Source organism: Luteococcus sp. Sow4_B9, assembly GCF_052116585.1.
In the GTDB taxonomy this organism is placed as follows: Bacteria; Actinomycetota; Actinomycetes; order Propionibacteriales; family Propionibacteriaceae; genus Luteococcus.
This window is the reverse complement of the sequence record NZ_JBQKKT010000007.1, coordinates 32,401-51,365: the sequence shown is the minus strand read 5'-3', so window position 1 is coordinate 51,365 and position 18,965 is coordinate 32,401. Positions and strand designations below refer to the sequence as shown.

Sequence of the window (18,965 nt, the reverse complement as noted above, 5' to 3'; positions counted from 1 at the left end):
TGCCACCTCCTCGTCCCGCCTCTGGTCTGATGCTGGCGACTCTACCCGGAGTGGACCGTGCATATTCGGCCGGGGGTGGCTGGAAGATGGGGGCGCCTCGTGGGGTGTGGCGATGGGCTGCGAGGCGGGCTCAGTGCGTGGCGCTGGCCCGGTCAGGGACCATCCCGTGGTCGATGCCCCAGGCCACCGCCTGACTGCGTTGCGTCACCCCGATCTTCCGGTAGGCGGAGCGGATGTAGGACTTCACGGAATTGGGGCTCAGGTCCGTGTGCTCGGCGATCTCGACATTGGTGAGTCCCTGGGAGATCAGGGTGATCATCTCGGCTTCTCGCATGGAAAGGCCCAGCGGGCGGCCCGGCCAGGAGCTGGCCTGTGGGCTGGAGGCCTCAACGTCGGTCTGCTGTTCGCAGGCGGGGCACGCTCCTCGTTCTCCGGCGGCCACGCGTTCCAGGTGTTCCACCAGCTGTGGGGCGTCGAGCGTCTTGGAGATGACGGCATCGACGCCGTGTGAGAGGGCCAGCCGGGTCAGTTCGGGCGAGCAGTTCCACGTGAACAGGACCACTTTGGGGGCGTGCCCGGCGGTCGAGCTGCGACGCGCCACACGCCAGGACTGCAGGTCCTGGCCATAGGTGTCGTGCAGCACGATGTCCACTTGGTCCAGGGGTGTCTCGCCGGCGTCGACGATCTGTACCCGGTCAGCGTGCGGGGTGAGCATCTCCCGGATGCCTGCCAGCACGATCTCGTAGTCGTTGACGAGGGTGACCTTCAGTGGAGTACTCACTCGGGTGATTATCACAGGAATCCGGTAGTGAATTCACCGAATCCGCATTCGTTTTGCGCGGTTCACCCGTAGGGGCGAGGTCTTCGTCATTGTCAAATGAGTTAATGGAATGTTGGGAATCCACTCCAATTCATCGTCCATCGCGTTCGGGTGCAGTGGATTCCGGCGGTGCGATCGGGTGTGGAGCCTGGTGGGCGGGGCACGTGGAATGCGCGTGCCGACGCGGGGGGCCGGTGGGATGATGGTCGGGTGCTGTACGCCACCCATGCTCCGGTCAACCTCTCCGCCATCCGTCGCAATCTGGAGGCGGTTCGACGGCTGGCCGGGGACCGCGAAATTGCCGTCGCCGTCAAGGCCAATGCCTATGGGCACGGCGCTGTGGCGGTGGCGCAGATGGTCCAGCGCACGGGCTGTGCAGACCGGCTGGCGGTTGCCACGGTGCCGGAGGTTCTCCAGCTGCGGGCCGCGGGCATCACCCTGCCGATCCTCAAGCTCTCGCACTGTTTTCCGCAAGAGCTTCCCGATGCGGTCCGGGCCGGGGCGACGCTGACCGTCGTCGACGAGGCCACGGTCCGCCAGGCCCACGAGGCCGCGGCCCAGGCCGAGGTCCCCACGCCGGTGCATCTCAAGGTGGACACGGGCATGCGACGGATCGGGACGGAGCCGGAGGACGTCCTGAACCTCGTGACCCTGATCGATTCCAGCCCCAACCTGGTGCTGGAGGGGATCTTCACCCACCCGCCGGTCAGCGACATGGCTGACGGGCAGGACTACACCCGTGCGGAGTTCGACCGTTTCCTGGACGTGGTGGACACCGTGCAGTCCGCTCGAGGACCGGTCCCGCTGGTGCACGGTGCTCCGTCGGGCGCCATCCTGGGCCATGACCTGAGGGGGATGACGATGGTGCGCCCGGGGATCATGGCCTACGGCTACTATCCCGACGCGAGCACGCCCAGGGTGGTTCCGCTCGAGCCAGCCATGTCCCTGGTCAGCCGCGTCTCCTTCGTAAAAAGGATCCGGGCAGGGGAAACCGTGGGCTATGGCCGAACCTGGGCTGCCGATCAGGACACCTGGTTGGTGACGGTCCCCGTCGGCTATGCGGATGGCTACAGCCGTCGCAATTCCAATGGTGGAAGGGTTCTGGTGGGTGGGCGCAGCTGCCCGGTGGTCGGCAGGGTGTGCATGGACCAGTTGATGGTGGACCTGGGGCCCGACGGCGCAGGTGTCCGCGCTGGCGACGAGGTGGTGCTGCTCGGGAGACAGGGAGGGCAGGTCATCACCGCCGACGAGCTGGCCGAGCGGATGGAGACCATCAGCTATGAGGTCACCTGCCTGGTCAGCGCTCGGGTGACGCGGGTGTATTCGGAGCACTGATCCGAGGGCGCGTGGTGCTGCTCCGAGGGCGCGTGGGCGTGGGTTACCGGCCGTCGCGTGGGTTTGGTGGTCCCGCGTGTGGTGCAACCGTCGCGAGGAGACCAGACCCACGCGAGGGTCAGAAATCCACGCGAGGAGACCAGACCCACGCGAGGGTCAGAATCCCACGCGGCGTAGGGCCCCGCCCGCCCCTCAGACGGGCTCAGCGTCGACGGTTGATGAACTGGGTCTTGGCAAAGGATCCGGTGGTCCAGGTGGACCAGCCGTCGGTGGCGGCACCCACTCCGCCACCGACCACGGGGATCCGCTTGCTCGCGAGCACGCTGACACGCTTGCCGCCCACCTGACCCATCAGGTTGGAGAGCACCTTCTCGCTGATCGTGTTGTCCAGCTCGGGGTCATGGACGGGTGCGGTGGCGATGGCCAGTGCGGAGCTGGGCAGTTCCTGACGCTGTACTGCACCCTTGGCATTCGACTCGCCCAGCAGGCACATCAGGATCGCGCTGCGCACCCGCGGATCCTCGATGTCGTAACCGCGCAGGTGGGCGATGGCCGCCACCATGCGGCACTGGACGATGGCCACGCCCGAGACATTGGCGGGGATGCTCACGGCCAGCGTCGCCAGTCCGCCCAGATTGGTGAGGAAGCCCTGGGCGCCGGCCATCGCCACATGCTGCTTGATGACGGCATCGATGGCCATCTCGGCCGAGCCGGACTTCTGCAGGGCATTGGCGGCGGTCGACTTGGCGCCGGGGACGCGGCCCACGCCGTCGATGGCGAGCTCGAGCGCCTTGCGCAGCACCATCGCGGAAGCGCCGGGCGCCAGATTCGGTGCCTGCGCCAGAATGTTCTTGCCGATGTCCCTTGCTGCGCCCATGGGGTGACTCCTTCGTGTTGCCGTCGGATCCACGGTAGTCGAGCCCGCGGCCTCTCCCCAGCGTGCGGCCCCCTGATTGCACCCGCATTCGCGGTGGGCGCAAAGCCCCGACCTTGCGGCCACCATGCGGACCGTGTGCCCGAATCCCGGACGGAGGGCCGACGATGGGGTAATCCACTACGGAAGGTAGGAGAAATGGACCAGCAGACCATCACCTTGGTCGTCGACGGTGTCAGTCACGAACTTCCCGTGGTCACCGGCAGCATGGGCGAACGCGCCATCGACATCAGTCGGCTGCGCGCCCAGACCGGCCTGATCACCCTGGACGACGGCTACGGCAACACGGGCTCCTGCTGTTCGGCCATCAGCTTCATCGACGGCGAGCAGGGCATCCTGCGCTACCGCGGCGTCCCGATCGAACAGTTGGCGCAGAACAAGTCCTCCTTCGTGGAGACCGCCTGGCTGGTGATCTTCGGGCACCTGCCCACCCAGACGGAACGTGACCACTTCTCCGACCTGCTGATGCAGTCCTCGGCCTTGCACCCGGACATGGGCAAGCACTTCGAGGCCTTCCACGAGAGTGGCCACCCGATGGCCATCATGAATTCGATGATCAACGCGATGAGCACCCACACGCGTCCCAAGATCACCGACGAGGAGAGCTTCCTGCACGCCGCCGCCCACCTGATGAGCAAGGTGCGCACCATCGCGGCCGCCTCCTACAAGTCGCACAAGGGCGAGCCGCTGATCTACCCGCGGCATGACCTGAAGTACGTCGAGAACCTGCTGCACATGATGTTCTCCCTGCCCTACAAGCTCTACGAGCCCACCCCCGAGGTGCAGCGGGCGCTCAACCTGTTCTTCGTGCTCCACGCCGACCACGAGCAGAACTGCTCCACCTCGACGGTGCGGATGGTGGCCAGCTCGCAGGCGAACCTCTACACCGCCTGCTCCGCGGGCGTCGCGGCGCTGTGGGGCCCGCGGCACGGAGGGGCCAACATGGCGGCAGTCCAGATGCTGCAGCAGTTGCACCGTTCGGGGATGAGCACGGCCGAATACGTGGCCCAGGTCAAGGACAAGACCTCGGGCATCAAGCTGCAGGGCTTCGGGCACCGCGTCTACCGCAACTTCGATCCTCGTTCCCGGATCCTCAAGACCGCCGTCGACGACCTGCTGCAGGCCCAGGGCGTGCACGATCCCCTGTTGGACATCGCGCTGGAGCTGGAGGAGGTCGCCCTCAACGACGACTACTTCGTCGAGCGCAAGCTGTACCCGAATGTGGACTTCTACTCCGGGATCCTGCTGCGCGCCATCGGCATCCCGCTGAACATGTACACGGTGATGTTCGCGATCGGCCGGATGCCGGGGTGGATCGCCAACTGGAAGGAGGTCAACGAGGATCCGGCGGGCCGCATCTACCGGCCGCGTCAGGTCTACGTCGGCCCCGAACTGGTGGAGTGGGTGCCGCGCGAGGCGCGCTGAGGTGCAGCCGCTCGGGTTCTGGGGTTCCGCTCGGGTTCTGGGGTTCCGCTCGGGTTCTGGGCTTCCGCTCGGGTTGCAACCCACGCGAAGCCCGCAAACCCACGCGGCTGCCGGGCCCCGTGGCACGCGACGCGAAATTGTCACAGCCGAGTGCCACACTCGGAGACGTGCTGGCCCACGTCTTCGGTCCCTGGACGCAATGGCCGGATCAGGACCTGATCGCCTTCTCGACTGAGTTCGACGAGGAATTGGCGTTGCAGGCGTACTGCTCCGGTCTGTTCCCCATGCCCCTGCACGAATCGGGCTTCGAGGGGGAGATGGGCTGGTGGTCGCCGATGCAGCGCGGTGTGTTGCCGCTGTCGCGGGTCAAGGCCAGCCGGAGCCTGCGCAAGAGCGCGAAGCGTTACGTGACCACGGTGGATGCCGCCTTCGACGAGGTGTTGGAGGGCTGTGCTGATCCGCAGCGGCCGCACGGCTGGATCGACGACGACATCCGTCGCGTCTACACCCGGCTGCACCAACGAGGCTTCGCCCATTCGGTGGAAACCTGGGATGCCGACGGCAACCTCGTCGGAGGGCTCTACGGCGTCGCGATCCGTGGGCTGTTCGCCGGTGAGTCCATGTTCCACGATCCCGTCCTGGGCCGCGACGCCTCCAAGGTGGCACTGCTGCGCTTGGTCACGGCGCTGTGCGATGGCGTCGCCAATCGGGTGCTCGACGTCCAGTGGCGCACCGATCACCTGGCCAGCCTGGGCGTCGTCGAGCTGGAACGGGTGGGGTACCTGAGCCTGCTCGACCAGGCCCTCGACTGCCCGCCGCTCGACTGGGGCGCGCCGGGGCTTGGCGACGCGCTGCCGGGGCCGCAGCTGCTGGAGCTGTTCGCCGAGCGACAGGCCACCGCCACACCGTGGGGTGAGCGCGACGAGTGGGGCGAGCTGGACGAGTGGGCCCACTGGGATGGAGGAGACGACGATGCCTGAACTGCCCGAGGTGGAAGCCCTGCGCGGCTTCCTGGACGAGCGGCTGCGTGGGCGGGTCTTCGCCCGGGTGGAGCTGCTGGCCTTCAGCGCCCTCAAGACCTACGATCCGCCGCTGGATGCGCTGCTGGGCCTCGAGATCGACGGGGTGGCCAGGCACGGGAAGTTCCTGGCCGTCCAGGCGCAAGGACTGCACCTGTGCTTCCACCTGGCCCGGGCCGGCTGGGTGAAGTGGCACGAGGCCCTGCCCACCCGTCCGGTGCGCCCGGGCAAGGGGCCACTGAGCCTGCGGGTGGGGCTGGACGACGATGCCGGTTTCGACCTCACCGAGGCCGGGACCCAACGCAAGCTGGCGATCCACGTGGTCACCGACCCGCAGCAGGTGCCGGCCATCGCCTCCTTGGGGCCAGACCCGCTGGCAGCCGACTTCACGCGGCAGTCCTTCGACGCCATCCTGGATGCCGCGGGCAAGGCACAAGTCAAGGGTGTGCTGCGCGACCAGCGCACCATCGCGGGAATCGGCAATGCCTACTCGGACGAGATCCTGCACGCAGCCCGCCTGAGCCCCTTCAGACCCGTCGCCGGCCTGGACGGCGACGAGCGTGACGTGCTCTACACGGCCCTGCGCGGCACGCTCACCGACGCGGTCGAGCGTGCCGTCGGCCTGGCGGCCAAGGACCTCAAGGACGACAAGCGCAGCAACCTGCGGGTGCATGGCCGCGCGGGCGAGCCCTGCGAGGTCTGCGGCACGACGATCGCCCAGGTGAGCTTCGCCGACTCGTCGCTGCAGTACTGCCCGGGCTGCCAGACCGGCGGCAAGGTGCTCGCGGATCGTCGGATGAGCAAACTGCTCAAGTAGCCAGGCCCGCCGGGCTCGTCAGAAGGCCAGGTACTTGAAGAAGGGCAGGATGGGCACCAGCAGTCCCGTGCTCATCCAGAACATGCCGAAGTTCATGGCGAAGGCGTTCAGGCCGGCCAGCCGGTGGCCCGGTTCGGTCACCGCCATCGCGGCACCGCGCCAGCTGGCCCACAGCAGCCAGGCCATCAGGGGGATGCCGATCACGGCCAGCCACCACAGCGTCGAGCCGCTCCCGGTGGCCATGGCGCCGTGGTTCATGGGCGGTGCGCCGTGGTTCATCGTGTGCTGGCTCGACGACATGGGTGCCATCTGCATGGCCTTCATGTTGTGCATCTTCACCATCATCGCCACCAGGTGCCACACCATCGCGCTGAACATGAGGGCACAGCCCACCGCGTGGGAGCGCTGCCCGGCTTCGGCGCGCACCGCCAGCCATGCGAACCACAGCACGCCCAGCGCCATCACGGCGATCGAGATCGGCACCGGCACCACCGTGCGGAAGGGAACCCACCAGCTCTTGGGCACCATCAGCAGCATGATCACGCTCATCGCCAGGTGCAGCCCGTGCGAGGTGCGCGGGATCGCCTTGCGGGCCCGGCCGGTCTGCAGGAGCTCGTAGGCGGTGGTGAAGGTGAACAGCAGCAACAGTCCGATGAACTTCACCGGGACGGCTGTGAGGGTGAACATATGGGGTTCTCCATGCTCGTGGTTGGGATGTCACAGCACCAGTCGCCCGAGCAACCCAAATGGTTCCCGAGCGTGCCGGGAACTTTCGCCGAATGTTTCGTCCACCGTGCAAGCACCACCGGATCGTGGGGGCCGGAGACCTAGACTCGCCTGCATGCTCGGATACTTCGGCCCGGCCGGAACCTTCACCCATCAGGCGCTGCTCACGATCAGCAGCGACGAGGCCCGTCCCTTCGCCACGGTGGCGGCCGCCCTCGACGCGGTGCGTGCCGGTGAGGTGGAGGCCGTCGTCGTCCCGATCGAGAACTCCATGGAGGGCGGGGTCTCGGCGACGCTCGACAACCTGGCCTCCGGGGATCGTCTGATGATCGTGCGCGAGGTGCTGCTCCCGGTGCAGTTCGGGCTGTTCGTGCGACCGGGGACGTCCATCGACCAGATTCGCAGCATCGTCACCCATCCCCACGCCTACAACCAGACCCGCGACTGGATCGCCGCCAATGTCCCGCAGGCCCAAGTGATGACCGAGGGGGGTTCCACCGCCGCGGGCGCGCTGGAGGTCTCGAATCCCGAGTCGCGTCACGATGCGGCGATCTGTGCCCTCGTCGCCGGGGAGATGTACGGGCTGGAAGCGGTGGCCACCGGCATCGCTGACAACGACGCGGCCGTGACCCGCTTCGTACTGGTGGCCAAGCAGAGTGCCCCGTCGGCCCCCACCGGAGCAGACAAGACCACGCTGGTGGCCTACATGCAGGAGGACCACCCCGGTTCGCTGCAGGAGATCCTGGACCAGTTCACTGGCCGCGGCGTGAACCTGAGCCGCATCGAGTCGCGTCCCACCAAGACCACCCTGGGGCAGTACTGCTTCTCGATCGACGCCGAAGGTCACGTCCTGGATGCCCGGATGGGCGAGGCGCTTTCCGGTCTGCACCGGGTCTGCAAGCGGGTTGTCTTCCTGGGCTCCTATGCCCGTGCTGATCGGGTGAAGACCCGGGTGCCCGCCAGCGCCACCGACGAGGCCTATGCCGCGGCGGCCGAGTGGCTGGATCGGCTGCGCACCAGTGGAAGGGACGAAGCATGATGCAGTACAGCTGCGTGGTGGACATCCACGCGCCGCGAGCCCGGGTGATCGAGCTGATGACCGACGGTGACCGCGCCGCCGAATGGATGGCCGGGCTGGTCAGCTACCGAGCAGTTCAGGGCGAACGCGGCCAGCCGGGATCGGTCAGCGAGTTGCACTTCGAGGGTGTCCCGGGCAGCGGCGAGATGATCGAGAAGGTCGAGTTCCGGGATGACGCCCGCTACGACGTGGTCTACCTGCTGGGCCCGGTGCGCAATTTGAACCAGAACAGCTTCACCGACCTTCCTGTCAGCGACGACCTGCCCCACGGCGGCACCCGCTGGACCGCGGACCACGTCTTCCACCTGCCGCCCGGGATGCTCGAGGGGCTGGGCGAACAGGGCCAGGCCGCCTTCCGCGCCAACACCCAGGCTTCGATGGAGGCCTTCAAACGCTGGTGCGAGGCCAACGCCTGAGACCGGGCCGGCCATGGCTCAGTCGGCGGGGTTCAGCCGCACGTCCACGGCCTGACCGCCGCGCAGCTCCGAGATCATCGCATGGCGCTGTTCCGCGTGGGGAAGGCTCACGGTGCGCAGGAAGTCCACCATCGTGGTTTCACCCTGGTCCTGCAGCGCCTCGATCAGACTCCGGACATCATCGGGATGACGGTTCTGGCTCATCTTCGCCTTCGCCTCGATGCGGTCGACGCCCACCTCCACCCGCACGATGGCCCGGGCCATCCGCAGCAGCTTCTCCTCGCCTACCGGGCCCAGCACGTCCTCATCCTCGAACCGCTCCGTGAGCTGGCGAGCGGCGGCCAGCGCGGCCTCGGGGCTCGCGTCGACGCGCATCGGTCCCCACACGTGCACCGTGATGTAGTCCCAGGTGGGCACATTGGGCAGCTTGTCATTCGTCGCATACCACCGCGGGGAGACATAGGCATCGGCCTCGTCGAAGACGACCATCGCGGGGCCGTTCACCTCCAGCGCCGCCTGCGGGTTGTTGCGCACCAGATGCGTGACCAGCACATTGCGCCGTTCGTCGTGGAAGAAGGGCACGAGGGTGGCGTCCGGTCCGTCGTCGTGCACCGTGATGAGGTTTCCGACGCGGGGCGTCGCCAGCAGACGTCGGGCGTGCTCGTCGGACAGGCGGAAGTGGTTGGGGACGTACATGGGCTCCAGCGTAGGCGGGGTGGCAGGCCGCGGCCGGAGCGGTGCTTCTGAAAAACCTGCCAAGTGCATCGGATCGCGGAATTGCGGGGATAGCTTGGAGCGACCCCATCCCGACGTTCACAGGAGAACGCCATGGCCCAAGAGCCAGTCGGCGCCAATACCGAGGAGCAGGGCGATCCCTATGTCCTCGACCCCGCCAAGATCCAGGAGCCACCGGTTGGCTGGGGTCCGAGCCTGAGATTCCTGGGCCCGGGCATGATCACGTCGGCCGCTGTCGTGGGCTCCGGCGAACTCCTGACCGCAACAGCTCTGGGGGCCAAGGTCGGCTTCCTCCTGTTGTGGTTGGTTCTGGTCTCCACCTTCGTGAAGGTCGCCGTGCAGATCGAGCTGGCGCGGTGGTCCATCTCGACGGGACGCCCCGGCACCCTGGGCTACGACGATGTGCCGCCGCGCATCGGAAGACGAGGTTGGATGAGCTACTTGGCGATCCTGATGTTCCTGCAGTTCCTCACCAGCCAAGCGGGAGTGCTGGCAGCAGCGGGACTTGCCATGTCGATGCTGATCCCGGTGGCCGGGGCGCCCATGTCTGCCATGTCCGTCGGATTCTGGGTGGTTCTGATGGTGGCGATCGCCATCGCGATCCACTTCACCAACCGTTACAGCATCGTTGAGACTGTGTCCACGGTATTGGTCGTCCTGGTCACCGCGGCCGTTGTCATGATGGTCTTTGGCATCCAGCTCACCCCTTTCGCGTGGAGTGGCACGGACCTGGCCGACGGGATGCACTTCAAGATCGCAGCCGGAACGATGGGCATCGCCCTGGGCATGTTCGGTTTGACGGGAGTTGGCGCGGGGGAGATCAGCTCCTACTCCTTCTGGTGCGTCGAGAAGGGGTATGCCGCCTGGACCGGGCCGAATGACGGCTCGGAAGAATGGGCTCGACGAGCCCGCGGGTGGGTGGCCGTCATGAAGAAGGACGCTTGGGTGAGCTGGGTGGTCTACACCCTGTCGACCATGGCCTTCTACATGCTGGGTGCCGCGGTGCTGCATCCCCAGGGCCTGGAGCCGAAGGGCAATGAGGTGCTCAAGGTGCTCTCACGGATCTTTGACGACACCATCGGGGGCTGGGCTGGTGCAGTCTTCCTGGTCTTCGCTGCCATCGCATTGTTCAAGACGATCCTGGCCAATGTGCCGAGCCTGAGCCGACAGACGGCGGCAGCGGCCTCACTCTTCGGGGCCTTCGACTGGTACGACAGGGGCGCGCGTGACAAGGCGATGCGTTTCCTGATGGTCTTCCTGCCCATCATCTGGGGGCTCCTCGCAGTGGTGGTTCAGTCACCGCTGCAGATGGTGATCCTGGGTGGCATCCTCAATGCCCTGTACCTGATGGCTGTGGCCGTGGCGACGCTCTACCTCTCGCACGCCCAGACCGACCCCCGGATCAAGGACGGGAGGTTCTTCATGGCCTATCTGGTGGTCTCGGCCGTGGCGGTCTTCGCGGTGGGTGCAATCTCCCTTCTGGACATGTTCTGAGATCCCCTACCCCAAGGAATGACATGGCCGCCCGGGAGATTCCGGGCGGCCACCTCGTTCAGGTCAGCGTGGGCAGAGCGGAGGGATCACCACTCCCATTCCAGGGCGTGCACCCCGGCCTTCGGGTTGGAGAGCACCACCTCGACGGTCTGGGCCACGTCCAGTTCCTTGACGTCCTTCGTCGAGGCGTCCTCCTGGGCGGTCTTGACCGGCTGCTTGATCCGTCGGGGCAGCTCGCCCTCGAAGTGCACGGTCAGCGTGAGCAGCTGCGCAGGACGGCTGAGCGCGTAGCCCATGGTGGTGCACTCGTCGGTGCCGTGGAAGGTGATTCGCTGTTGTGTGCGGCGCACCTCGCCGTTCTTGAGCGGAGGGTCGAAGAGGAATTCGTGGACCTGGGCGCCGTCGTCGACGGGAATGGTCCGGCCGAGCGTGGCGCCATGCAGCGCTTCCGCGGTGGCGTGCTTCTGGTCCGCGTCGACGGAGATGGACCAGCCACGCACATCGTCGGCGGTGGCTTCCACGACGAGGGTGGTCGTGGCAGTACGTTCGGCGCGCTGGCCGTCGATGGCCACCTCGTGGTGGGCGGTGAGGAGCTTCTGCCCCGACGCGTTGGGTACGTGGGCGTTCTGGATGACGCGGCGCAGCTGCTGGATCCGGTCACTGGTCCAGGCGAGTCGTGCGGCCGCTGCAGGTCGGATGACCTCGCCGATGCGCTGGGCCAGGTCGCTGGCGGGATTCTCGGTTCGGGACGTCGGTGTCACGATGACTCCTCGGGGCTGGCTGATTGTTCAATTGTTGCGCACCCGTGGCAGAGGGCGCGGGATTCGTGGCGGAGTTCTCACCAGATGTGCAGTTGTCACGGGGGTCGGAGCATCGGGTTGCCGACGGGATGCCGAGGATGCTCCGGGAGCGGCTCCACGGGATGGGGCCAGAGGTGGGCCCCAGCGCCACTGGGCACGTGGGATTTCTTGGGGCGCGTGTTGCAGCGGGTGCCCGGGGGTTCTGGACGTGCGGAGTTGATGGGGGTGTCCAGCGCCCAGGGGGCGGCTCTTCCAGCGTCACGGACGTATCGACGAGAACACGACAGCTGTCGGGGTGGGTGAAGCGCGTGCAGGCGTCACCCACCCCGTCGGTGGTCAGACTCGGGCCGCAGGGAGGGGCGGGCCCGCGCCAAGCGACCGGGCCGGGGCCACCCCGAGCTCAGATGAACAGGGTGGTCTGCGAGTCACCCGCCTCATCGAGGAAGGTGGCCACACCGCCGAACTCGATGCCCGGAAGCAGGTCACTCTCGGCGATTCCGAGCAGCTCCATGGTCATGGTGCAGGCGATCAGCCGGGCCCCATTGTCGATGGCGGACTGGATGAGCTCCGGGACGCTGGCCACATTGTGCTGCTTCATGACCTGCTTGATCATCGCGGTGCCGGCGCCGCCCATGTGCATCTGCGAGAGCGTCAGGGCGTCGGCGCTGGAGGGCATCATGGCCTTCATCATCTTGTCCATCGGCTTCATGTCGCGCTTGGGCGCCTTCGGGTCGCGCAGCGCGTTGAGGCCCCAGAAGGTGAAGAACATGCTGACGTCATTGCCCATCGCCAGGGCACCGTTGGCGATGATGAAGGCGGCGATCAGCTTGTCCAGGTCGCCCGAGAAGACGACGAAGGAGTTCTTGCCCTTGGTCGACGCCGCGCCGGTGGTGGCGGAGGCGGCCAGGCCGGCGGGCTGACCCGCGCCGGCCGCCACGGCCCCGCCCTTGCGGAAGACGGCACGCAGTCCGGCCCCGCTGGGCTTGATCTCCACCAGCTCGTGGCCATTGCGCCGGGCCCACGCCGGGGCGTCGGCGGCGAATCCGGGATCGGAGACGTGCGCGACGATCTCGTCGCCGGGGTTCAGGTCCTTCATGCTCTCGGTGAGCTTCATGATGGGGCCCGGGCAGGCCAGGCCGGTGCAGTCCACGTCGAGCAGATTGCGGGTGACGCCGGTGGCATCGGGGAAGCCGAAGCTCCCGTCCTGCGGGGTCTGGTTCGTCGGCTGGGGGTTCTGCACGGTGGTCTCCTGGGCAGGCGTGAAGTTCTCGATGTCCTCCGGGAACCAGGCCCGGTGGGTGACGGTGCCGCCGGAGAGGAAGGCGACGTCGGTGAAGCCGTTCTGCACCAGGATTCGCTGGGCCAGGTAGCTGCGGAATCCAACGGCGCACAGCAGCCGGACGGGCTGATTGCGGTCCCAGCCGTCGAAGCTGCCGCGCAGCTCGCCCAGCGGGATGTTCTCGGAGTTGGGGAGGCTCCAGACTCCGAACTCTTCGGGCTCGCGCACGTCGATGACGCGGCAGCCCTCCAGCGAGTCACCGGGGTACCAGAGCTTCGCGTCGCCCTTGATGACGTTGTGGGCCAGGAATCCAGCCATGTTCACCGGGTCCTTGGCAGATCCGAAGGGCGGTGCGTAGCAGAGCTCCAGCTCCTCGAGGTCGGCCACGGTGCCGCCAAGGCGCAGCGCGGTGGCGATCACGTCGATGCGCTTGTCGACGCCGTCGGTGCCGGCACCCTGCGCGCCCAGGATGCGCCCGTCGGTGGGGTCGAAGAGCACCTTGAGGTGCATCGGCGAGGTGCCGGGGTAGTAGCCGGCGTGACCGGTGGGGTGCACGTGGACGGCGGTGTGGGGCAGCCCCGCGGCACTCAGCTGGCGCTCGTTGGCGCCGGTGCTTGCCGCCGTCATGGTGAAGACCTTCACCACCGACGTGGCCTGGCTGGACCTGTAGCTGGCCTCGCGGCCGCAGATGTTGTCGGCGGCCACGCGGCCCTGGCGGTTGGCGGGTCCGGCCAGGGGCACCAGGTGCTCGCCGGGCAGCACGGTGTGTCGGTGTTCGACGACGTCACCGGCCGCCCAGACGTGCTCGGCGCTGGTGCGCTGTTGCTCGTCGACGACGATGCCGCCGCGCGGGCCGATCTCGATGCCGGCGGCGACCGCGAGGTCGGTGAGGGGGCGCACGCCGATCGACATGATCACGAGGTCGGCGTCAAGGGTGGTGCCGTCGCCGAGCGTGGCCTTCACCGTGTCACCGTCGGCGGGGGCGAAGGACTCCACGGCGGTGCCGAGGTGCAGCTGCACGCCAGCGGTGCGCAGCACCTGTTCGACGGGTGCGGCAATCTCGTGGTCGAGCGGGGGCAGGATCTGTGGGGCCATCTCGACGACGTGCACCTGGGCTCCCCGTTCGACGAGGTTTTCCGCGGCCTCCAGGCCGATGAAGCCGGCGCCGACCACCAGGGCGCGCAGCGGCTTCGAGGAGCGCGACTCGACGGCGCTGGCGCGCTCGATGATGGCGTCCATGTCCTCGATCTGGCGCAGGGTGTGGATGCCGGGCAGATCGTGGCCGGGGAGCTTGGGCTGGATGGCCGTCGCGCCCATGCACAGGCCCAGCTCGTCGTAGTTCTCCGTGTAGGTGCGGCCGGTTGACAGCTCGCGCACGGTGACCGTGCGGGCTTCGACGTCGAGGGCGGTGACCTCGTGGCCGGTGCGGACGTCGAGATCCAGGGACTCGCGCAGCGTCTCGGGGGTCTGCAGGATCAGGCGCTCCCGGTCTGCGATGGTGCCGCCCACGTGGTAGGGCAGCCCGCAGTTGGCGAAGGACACGTACTGGGAGCGTTCGAGCACGACGATCTGTGCGTGCTCATCAAGGCGGCGGGCTCGGGCGGCCAAGGACATCCCGGCGGCAACGCCACCGACGACGACGAGTTTCATTGACTTCTCCTGTGTGGTCTTTCGATCACCACAATAGTACCCCGGGGGGTATATGGAGAGTCAATCGTCGTTCCGCCGGATGCGGGGAAGGGTGTTACTGGGGCCCCACCACCTGGTGCGGCACATAGTGTTCCTGCAGCAGCGCGCGGTCCTCCGCGGTGAGTTCCAGTTCGAGCGCGGGCAGCGCCGAGGTGATGTGGGACGGCTTCGTCGCACCGATCAATGGAGAGGCGACGGGTTCCTGTGCCAGCAGCCAGGCCAGCGCCACCTGGGCTCGCGTCGCCCGGTGGCTTTCGGCAACCTGCCCCACGGCGTCGACGATGCGGTGGTCGGTCTCCTGGGTGGAGTCGTACTTCTGCCTGGCGACGAAGTCGCTCTCGGCGCGCTGCGAGGTGGAATTCCAGTCGCGGGCCAGCCGTCCGGCGGCCAGCGGGGAGTACGGGGTCACGCCGATGCCCTTGGCGCGGCACAGCGGCAGCATCTCCCGTTCCTCCTCGCGGTAGAGCAGGTTGTAGTGGTTCTGCATGCTGATGAACTTCGACCAGCCGTGCTGTTCGCTGACGTGCAGGGCCTCGAGGAATTGCCAGGCGAACATGGCGGAGGCGCCGATGTAGCGCGCCCTGCCGGAGCGCACCACGTCGTTGAGTGCCTCCATCGTCTCCTCGATCGGGGTCGTGTAGTCCCAGCGGTGGACGATGTAGAGGTCGACGTAGTCGGTGCCGAGCCGTTCCAGACTGGCGTCGATGGCGCTCATGATGTGCTTGCGCGACAGGCCCTCGCCGTTGGGGCCATCGTGCATGCGGCCATTCACCTTGGTGGCAAGGACGATCTCGTCGCGATCGGCCATGTCCTTGAGGTGTTTGCCCAGGATGCGTTCGCTGCCGCCCCGGGAGTAGACGTCGGCGGTGTCGAAGAAGTTGATGCCGGCATCCAGGGCGGTCTTGACCACCTCGCGGCTGGCATCCTCGTCGATGACCCAGTCATGGATCCATTCGCCGGGCGTGCCGAATCCCATCGTGCCGAGGCACAGGCGTGAGACTTCCAGGCCGCTTCGGCCGAGCTTGGTGTATTCCATGGTCGTTCTCCTTCTGGGGTGGGGTCGTGGTTGAACGGGTCCGTGCTCACCGCACCGATGTGGGGTAGTCCTTGTGTGTGTCGTGGAACTCCACGGCGAAATCGAGCAGACCGAACGGGCGCTGGCGAGTGGGGGCGACGCGGGTGTTCACACAAGTCCCAGGGTGGTGAAGGCCTTGGCCAGGCCATCCTCGTCGACGGGAGCGGTCACCAGGTGGGCGAGTGCCTGCAACTCGTGGGGTGCCTGTCCCATCGCGACACCGGTGCCGCAGGCAGCCAGGAGCGGGATGTCGCTGCGGGCGTCGCCGAAGCCGATCATGTCGGCCACGTCGCGGCCCAGGTGCTCGGCGAGCAAGCGCACGCCTGCTCCCTTGTCGACGCCCAGCTGGCCAATCTCGCCGAACTCGTCCTCGACCCCGGCGGCGGTCCAGGAGCCGATCCGGGCGCGGCCGTCGAAGAGCCGGTGCAGCTCGTCGAGCTCCATGCCGCGCGGCAGCACGAAGCTGATCTTGTTGACGTCGTCGTGGCCGCGGGAGGTGTCGTGGATCATCTCGGGGAAGATGCTGCGGACGAAGTCGGGGGTCTTGCCGAGCCGCTCGGCGGCCTGTTCCGGCAGGTCCTCGCTGCCGAAGAGCCCGGAATTGCACTCCAGGTAGAAGGCCAGGCCCTTGTCCTGCAGCCAGGCGACGGCCTGTTCCACCACGTCGACGTCGAGCACCTGGTGGTGCACCACCTCGCCGCGGTGCTCGATGTAGGAACCGTTGCCGCCGATCATGCCGTCCAGCCCCAGCTCCCACAGGTGCTCGTAGACCTCGGCCTTGGCCCGCCCGGTGCAGATGAAGACCTCGTGGCCCCGGGCGCGGGCGGCCCGCACCGCCTCGGCGGCACTGGTGGGCACCGAAGTGTCGTAGCGGACCAGGGTGCCGTCGACGTCGAGCAACAGGATCTTGGACTCAGTCATGGTTCTCCTCGGGTCGGGGTGCCTCGCCGGGGCGTTCGGCGGACGTGAGCCGTGCGATGTGCATGGCCAGGTAGGTGGTCTCGCTGCTGGTCACCGGCGCCCCCAGTCGCAGTTCCAGGATCTCGGCGACGCGGCGGGCCGAGCGTGCCGCGTCGGGATAGGTCTGCTCGATGCTGGAGTGCAGCGGCGTGAGGTCGTCGTGCAGCTGCTGCCGGGCATGGGCCCGGACGAAGAAGTAGCGCAGGTGGGTGATGAACCGCGCACTGTTGACCGAGTTGCGGTCCAGCGGCGTCTCCATGGCTGATTCGACGATGTCGAAGATCTGGCTGAAGACGCCGGTCATCTGGTAGGTCTTCGACAGGTCGCCGCCCTTGAAGGAGGCGTTGACCAGGTGCAGTGCGATCGGCATCGCCTCGTCGGGGCCCAAGGGCCGCTCGAGCTCGGCGTTGACATGTTCCAGCAGCCGTTCGGCCGTCGCGATCTCCTGCGGGTAGAGGTGGGCGATCTCGGCGCGCAGCGGGTAGTCGACCTCGATGTCGCTGCGGGCGCGCTTGATGGCGAAGCTCAGGTGGTCGGCCAGGGCCACCAGGGTGCTCGACGGGTAGCCCTGCGGCAGGTCGCCACGCACCGCGTCGAGTGCCCGTGCCGCCAGGTCGAGGTGTTCGGGCGGGATGGCCGCAAGCAGGGCGGCGAAGTTGTCGGCATTGCGGCCGGTGTCGGGCACGAAGATGCGCACCACCTTCGACTCGTCGACCCGCTGGCCGGGCCTGGCCTTGAAGCCGAGTCCGCGGCCGGTGAGCACCACCTCGTCGCCCGAGGCGGCGCGGGCGAGCACCACATTGTTGTTGAAGACCCGCAGGAGCTCCATCGCCCCACCTCCTCACATCGCTCGGGTCCGGACTTGGTCCGGGCCGGTGGTCAGGGCCGGGCCCGCCGCGTGCTCCCGGCGGGCCCGACCCTCGACCAGACCAGGCCTGGTCAGCGCAGGCTTCCACCATTGGTGGCGATGACCTCGCGGTAGAAGTCGAAGGACTTCTTCTTGTAGCGCTCCAGCGTTCCGGTGCCGTCGTCATTGCGGTCGACGTAGATGAAGCCGTAGCGCTTGCTCAGCTGCGCCGTCGAGGCACTGACCACGTCGATCGGCCCCCACCACGTGTAGCCCAGCAGGTTCACGCCGTCGGCGATGGCCTCGCGCACCTGCACCAGGTGGTCGTTGAGGTACTGGATCCGGTAGTCGTCCTCGACGGTCTTCACACCGTCCACCTCGACGAGCTCGTCCTTGGCGCCCAGGCCGTTCTCGACGATGAACAGCGGCTTCTGCCAGCGGTCCCAGTAGTCGTTGAGCACCAGGCGCAGCCCGACGGGATCAATCTGCCAGCCCCATTCGGAGGCGGGCAGCGTCGGGTTCGGGACCCCGGCGAAGATGTTGCCGGTGCCCTTCTCGATGCTCGGGTCGGCCGACGCACAGACACTGACGTAGTAGCTGAAACTGACGAAGTCGACGGTGTGCCTGAGTGTCTCGCGGTCGGAGTCGGTGATCTCCAGCTCGACGCCCAGTTCGGCCAGCTTGCGCAGGAAGTAGCCGGGGTAGGCGCCGCGGCAGTGCACGTCGCCGAAGGCGTAGTTGTCGCGCTCGAGCAGCTTGCCGGCCAGCACGTCGGCCGGGGCCGGGGTGAGCGGGTAGGCGGGCATGGACAGGATCATGCAGCCCACCTGCAGCTCGGGGTTGAGCTCGTGGGCAATCCGGGTGGCGGCCGCGGAGGCCACCAGCTCATGGTGGATGGCCTGGTACAGCTGCTGCTGGGAGAGTTGCTCCTTGGGCGTCCAGATGCCGCCGGACATCAGCGGCGCGTGCAGCACCGAGTTGATCTCGTTGAAGGTCAGCCAGTACTTCACCCGCTTGCCGTAGCGCTCGAAGCAGGTGCGGGCGAAGTTCTCGTAGAAGCCGATCAAGCGGCGGTCCACCCAGCCGTCGTAGGTCTTGGCCAGGTGCAGCGGCGTCTCGTAGTGGCTCAGGGTGACCAGCGGTTCGATGCCGTGCTTCTCGCACTCGTCGATCACCCGGTCGTAGAAGGCCAGGCCCGCCTCGTTGGGGGTGTCCTCATCGCCCTGGGGGAAGATGCGGCTCCAGCCGATCGAAAAGCGGAAGACCTTGAAGCCCATCTCCGCGAACAGGGCGATGTCGTCGGCGTAGCGGTGGTAGAAGTCGATGCCCTCCAGCTTGAGGTTGTCCGGCGTCGGTTCCTCGGTGGGCGGCGCCATGATGCCCTTGGGCATCACGTCCTGGATGCTCAGGCCCTTGCCGTCGGCGTCGTGGCCGCCCTCGTACTGGTTGGCGGCCAGCGCGCCGCCCCACAGGAAGCCTTCGGGGAATGTCAGTTCGCTCATGTCGTGATTCTCCT

The 18,965-nt window shown here is 67.3% G+C and carries 17 protein-coding genes; 7 read left to right on the top strand and 10 right to left on the bottom strand.

Translation table 11 applies throughout. The annotated features are described in order from the left end of the window. Window positions 1–130 precede the first annotated feature (130 nt). Window positions 131–781 carry a LuxR C-terminal-related transcriptional regulator gene (locus tag ACTQ49_RS06395; RefSeq protein WP_441827012.1) on the bottom strand — a complete coding sequence of 217 codons (651 nt, stop codon included), beginning with the start codon at window positions 779–781 and terminating at the stop codon, window positions 131–133. Window positions 782–1,030: 249 nt separating this feature from the next. Here ACTQ49_RS06395 and alr point away from each other — a divergent pair, with 249 nt between their 5' ends. Continuing rightward, window positions 1,031–2,155, top strand: a complete 1,125-nt coding sequence (alr, locus tag ACTQ49_RS06390) for an alanine racemase (RefSeq protein WP_441827011.1) — start codon at window positions 1,031–1,033, stop codon at window positions 2,153–2,155. Between the two features lie 202 nt (window positions 2,156–2,357). On the opposite strand, the gene ACTQ49_RS06385 is transcribed toward alr, so the two are convergent. Continuing rightward, a complete protein-coding gene (locus ACTQ49_RS06385) occupies window positions 2,358–3,032 on the bottom strand; it encodes an EcsC family protein (protein ID WP_441827010.1) in 675 nt (224 codons plus the stop codon). 195 nt (window positions 3,033–3,227) lie between these two features. On the opposite strand from ACTQ49_RS06385, the gene ACTQ49_RS06380 reads away from it, so the two are divergent. The 3 genes from ACTQ49_RS06380 (at window position 3,228) to ACTQ49_RS06370 (ending at window position 6,350) form a co-directional block, all read left to right on the top strand. Beyond that, window positions 3,228–4,514, top strand: a complete 1,287-nt coding sequence (locus ACTQ49_RS06380; RefSeq protein WP_441827009.1) for a citrate synthase — start codon at window positions 3,228–3,230, stop codon at window positions 4,512–4,514. Between the two features lie 167 nt (window positions 4,515–4,681). Beyond that, on the top strand, window positions 4,682–5,494 hold the full coding sequence (gene aat / locus ACTQ49_RS06375; protein WP_420176684.1) for a leucyl/phenylalanyl-tRNA--protein transferase: 813 nt from the start codon (window positions 4,682–4,684) through the stop codon (window positions 5,492–5,494). Continuing rightward, window positions 5,487–6,350, top strand: coding sequence for an Fpg/Nei family DNA glycosylase (locus tag ACTQ49_RS06370; protein ID WP_441827008.1), 864 nt, complete (start codon window positions 5,487–5,489; stop codon window positions 6,348–6,350). The genes aat and ACTQ49_RS06370 overlap by 8 nt, the downstream gene beginning before the upstream one ends. A gap of 18 nt (window positions 6,351–6,368) precedes the next feature. On the opposite strand, the gene ACTQ49_RS06365 is transcribed toward ACTQ49_RS06370, so the two are convergent. Next, window positions 6,369–7,037 (bottom strand): DUF5134 domain-containing protein, encoded by a 669-nt coding sequence (locus ACTQ49_RS06365; RefSeq protein ID WP_441827007.1) that lies wholly within the window; start codon window positions 7,035–7,037, stop codon window positions 6,369–6,371. Between the two features lie 154 nt (window positions 7,038–7,191). On the opposite strand from ACTQ49_RS06365, the gene pheA reads away from it, so the two are divergent. Together pheA and ACTQ49_RS06355 are read left to right on the top strand one after the other, a co-directional pair. Further along, window positions 7,192–8,115 (top strand): prephenate dehydratase, encoded by a 924-nt coding sequence (pheA, locus tag ACTQ49_RS06360; protein WP_441827006.1) that lies wholly within the window; start codon window positions 7,192–7,194, stop codon window positions 8,113–8,115. After that, a complete protein-coding gene (locus ACTQ49_RS06355) occupies window positions 8,112–8,570 on the top strand; it encodes an SRPBCC family protein (protein ID WP_441827005.1) in 459 nt (152 codons plus the stop codon). The genes pheA and ACTQ49_RS06355 overlap by 4 nt, the downstream gene beginning before the upstream one ends. A gap of 18 nt (window positions 8,571–8,588) precedes the next feature. Here ACTQ49_RS06355 and ACTQ49_RS06350 read toward each other — a convergent pair whose 3' ends face one another. Then, window positions 8,589–9,266, bottom strand: coding sequence for an FMN-binding negative transcriptional regulator (locus ACTQ49_RS06350; protein WP_441827004.1), 678 nt, complete (start codon window positions 9,264–9,266; stop codon window positions 8,589–8,591). 132 nt (window positions 9,267–9,398) lie between these two features. Here ACTQ49_RS06350 and ACTQ49_RS06345 point away from each other — a divergent pair, with 132 nt between their 5' ends. Beyond that, window positions 9,399–10,799, top strand: a complete 1,401-nt coding sequence (locus ACTQ49_RS06345; RefSeq protein ID WP_441827003.1) for an Nramp family divalent metal transporter — start codon at window positions 9,399–9,401, stop codon at window positions 10,797–10,799. Between the two features lie 86 nt (window positions 10,800–10,885). Here the strand turns inward: ACTQ49_RS06345 and ACTQ49_RS06340 are convergent, their stop codons facing one another. The 6 genes from ACTQ49_RS06340 to ACTQ49_RS06315 form a co-directional block, all read right to left on the bottom strand. Next, a complete protein-coding gene (locus tag ACTQ49_RS06340; RefSeq protein WP_441827002.1) occupies window positions 10,886–11,560 on the bottom strand; it encodes a hypothetical protein in 675 nt (224 codons plus the stop codon). Between the two features lie 439 nt (window positions 11,561–11,999). Then, window positions 12,000–14,528 (bottom strand): FAD-dependent oxidoreductase, encoded by a 2,529-nt coding sequence (locus ACTQ49_RS06335; protein WP_441827001.1) that lies wholly within the window; start codon window positions 14,526–14,528, stop codon window positions 12,000–12,002. Window positions 14,529–14,622: 94 nt separating this feature from the next. Continuing rightward, window positions 14,623–15,603, bottom strand: a complete 981-nt coding sequence (locus tag ACTQ49_RS06330) for an aldo/keto reductase (RefSeq protein WP_441827000.1) — start codon at window positions 15,601–15,603, stop codon at window positions 14,623–14,625. A 147-nt stretch (window positions 15,604–15,750) separates the two neighbouring features. Further along, window positions 15,751–16,563, bottom strand: coding sequence for an HAD family hydrolase (locus ACTQ49_RS06325; protein ID WP_441826999.1), 813 nt, complete (start codon window positions 16,561–16,563; stop codon window positions 15,751–15,753). Further along, complete coding sequence (locus ACTQ49_RS06320) at window positions 16,556–17,431, bottom strand: PRD domain-containing protein (RefSeq protein WP_441826998.1); 876 nt, start codon at window positions 17,429–17,431, stop codon at window positions 16,556–16,558. Before ACTQ49_RS06320 ends, ACTQ49_RS06325 begins: the two co-directional genes overlap by 8 nt. A gap of 110 nt (window positions 17,432–17,541) precedes the next feature. Then, the gene (locus ACTQ49_RS06315; protein ID WP_441826997.1) at window positions 17,542–18,951 is read right to left on the bottom strand and encodes a glycoside hydrolase family 1 protein; all 1,410 of its coding nucleotides are present in this window, start codon (window positions 18,949–18,951) and stop codon (window positions 17,542–17,544) included. Between the last annotated feature and the right edge of the window lie 14 nt (window positions 18,952–18,965).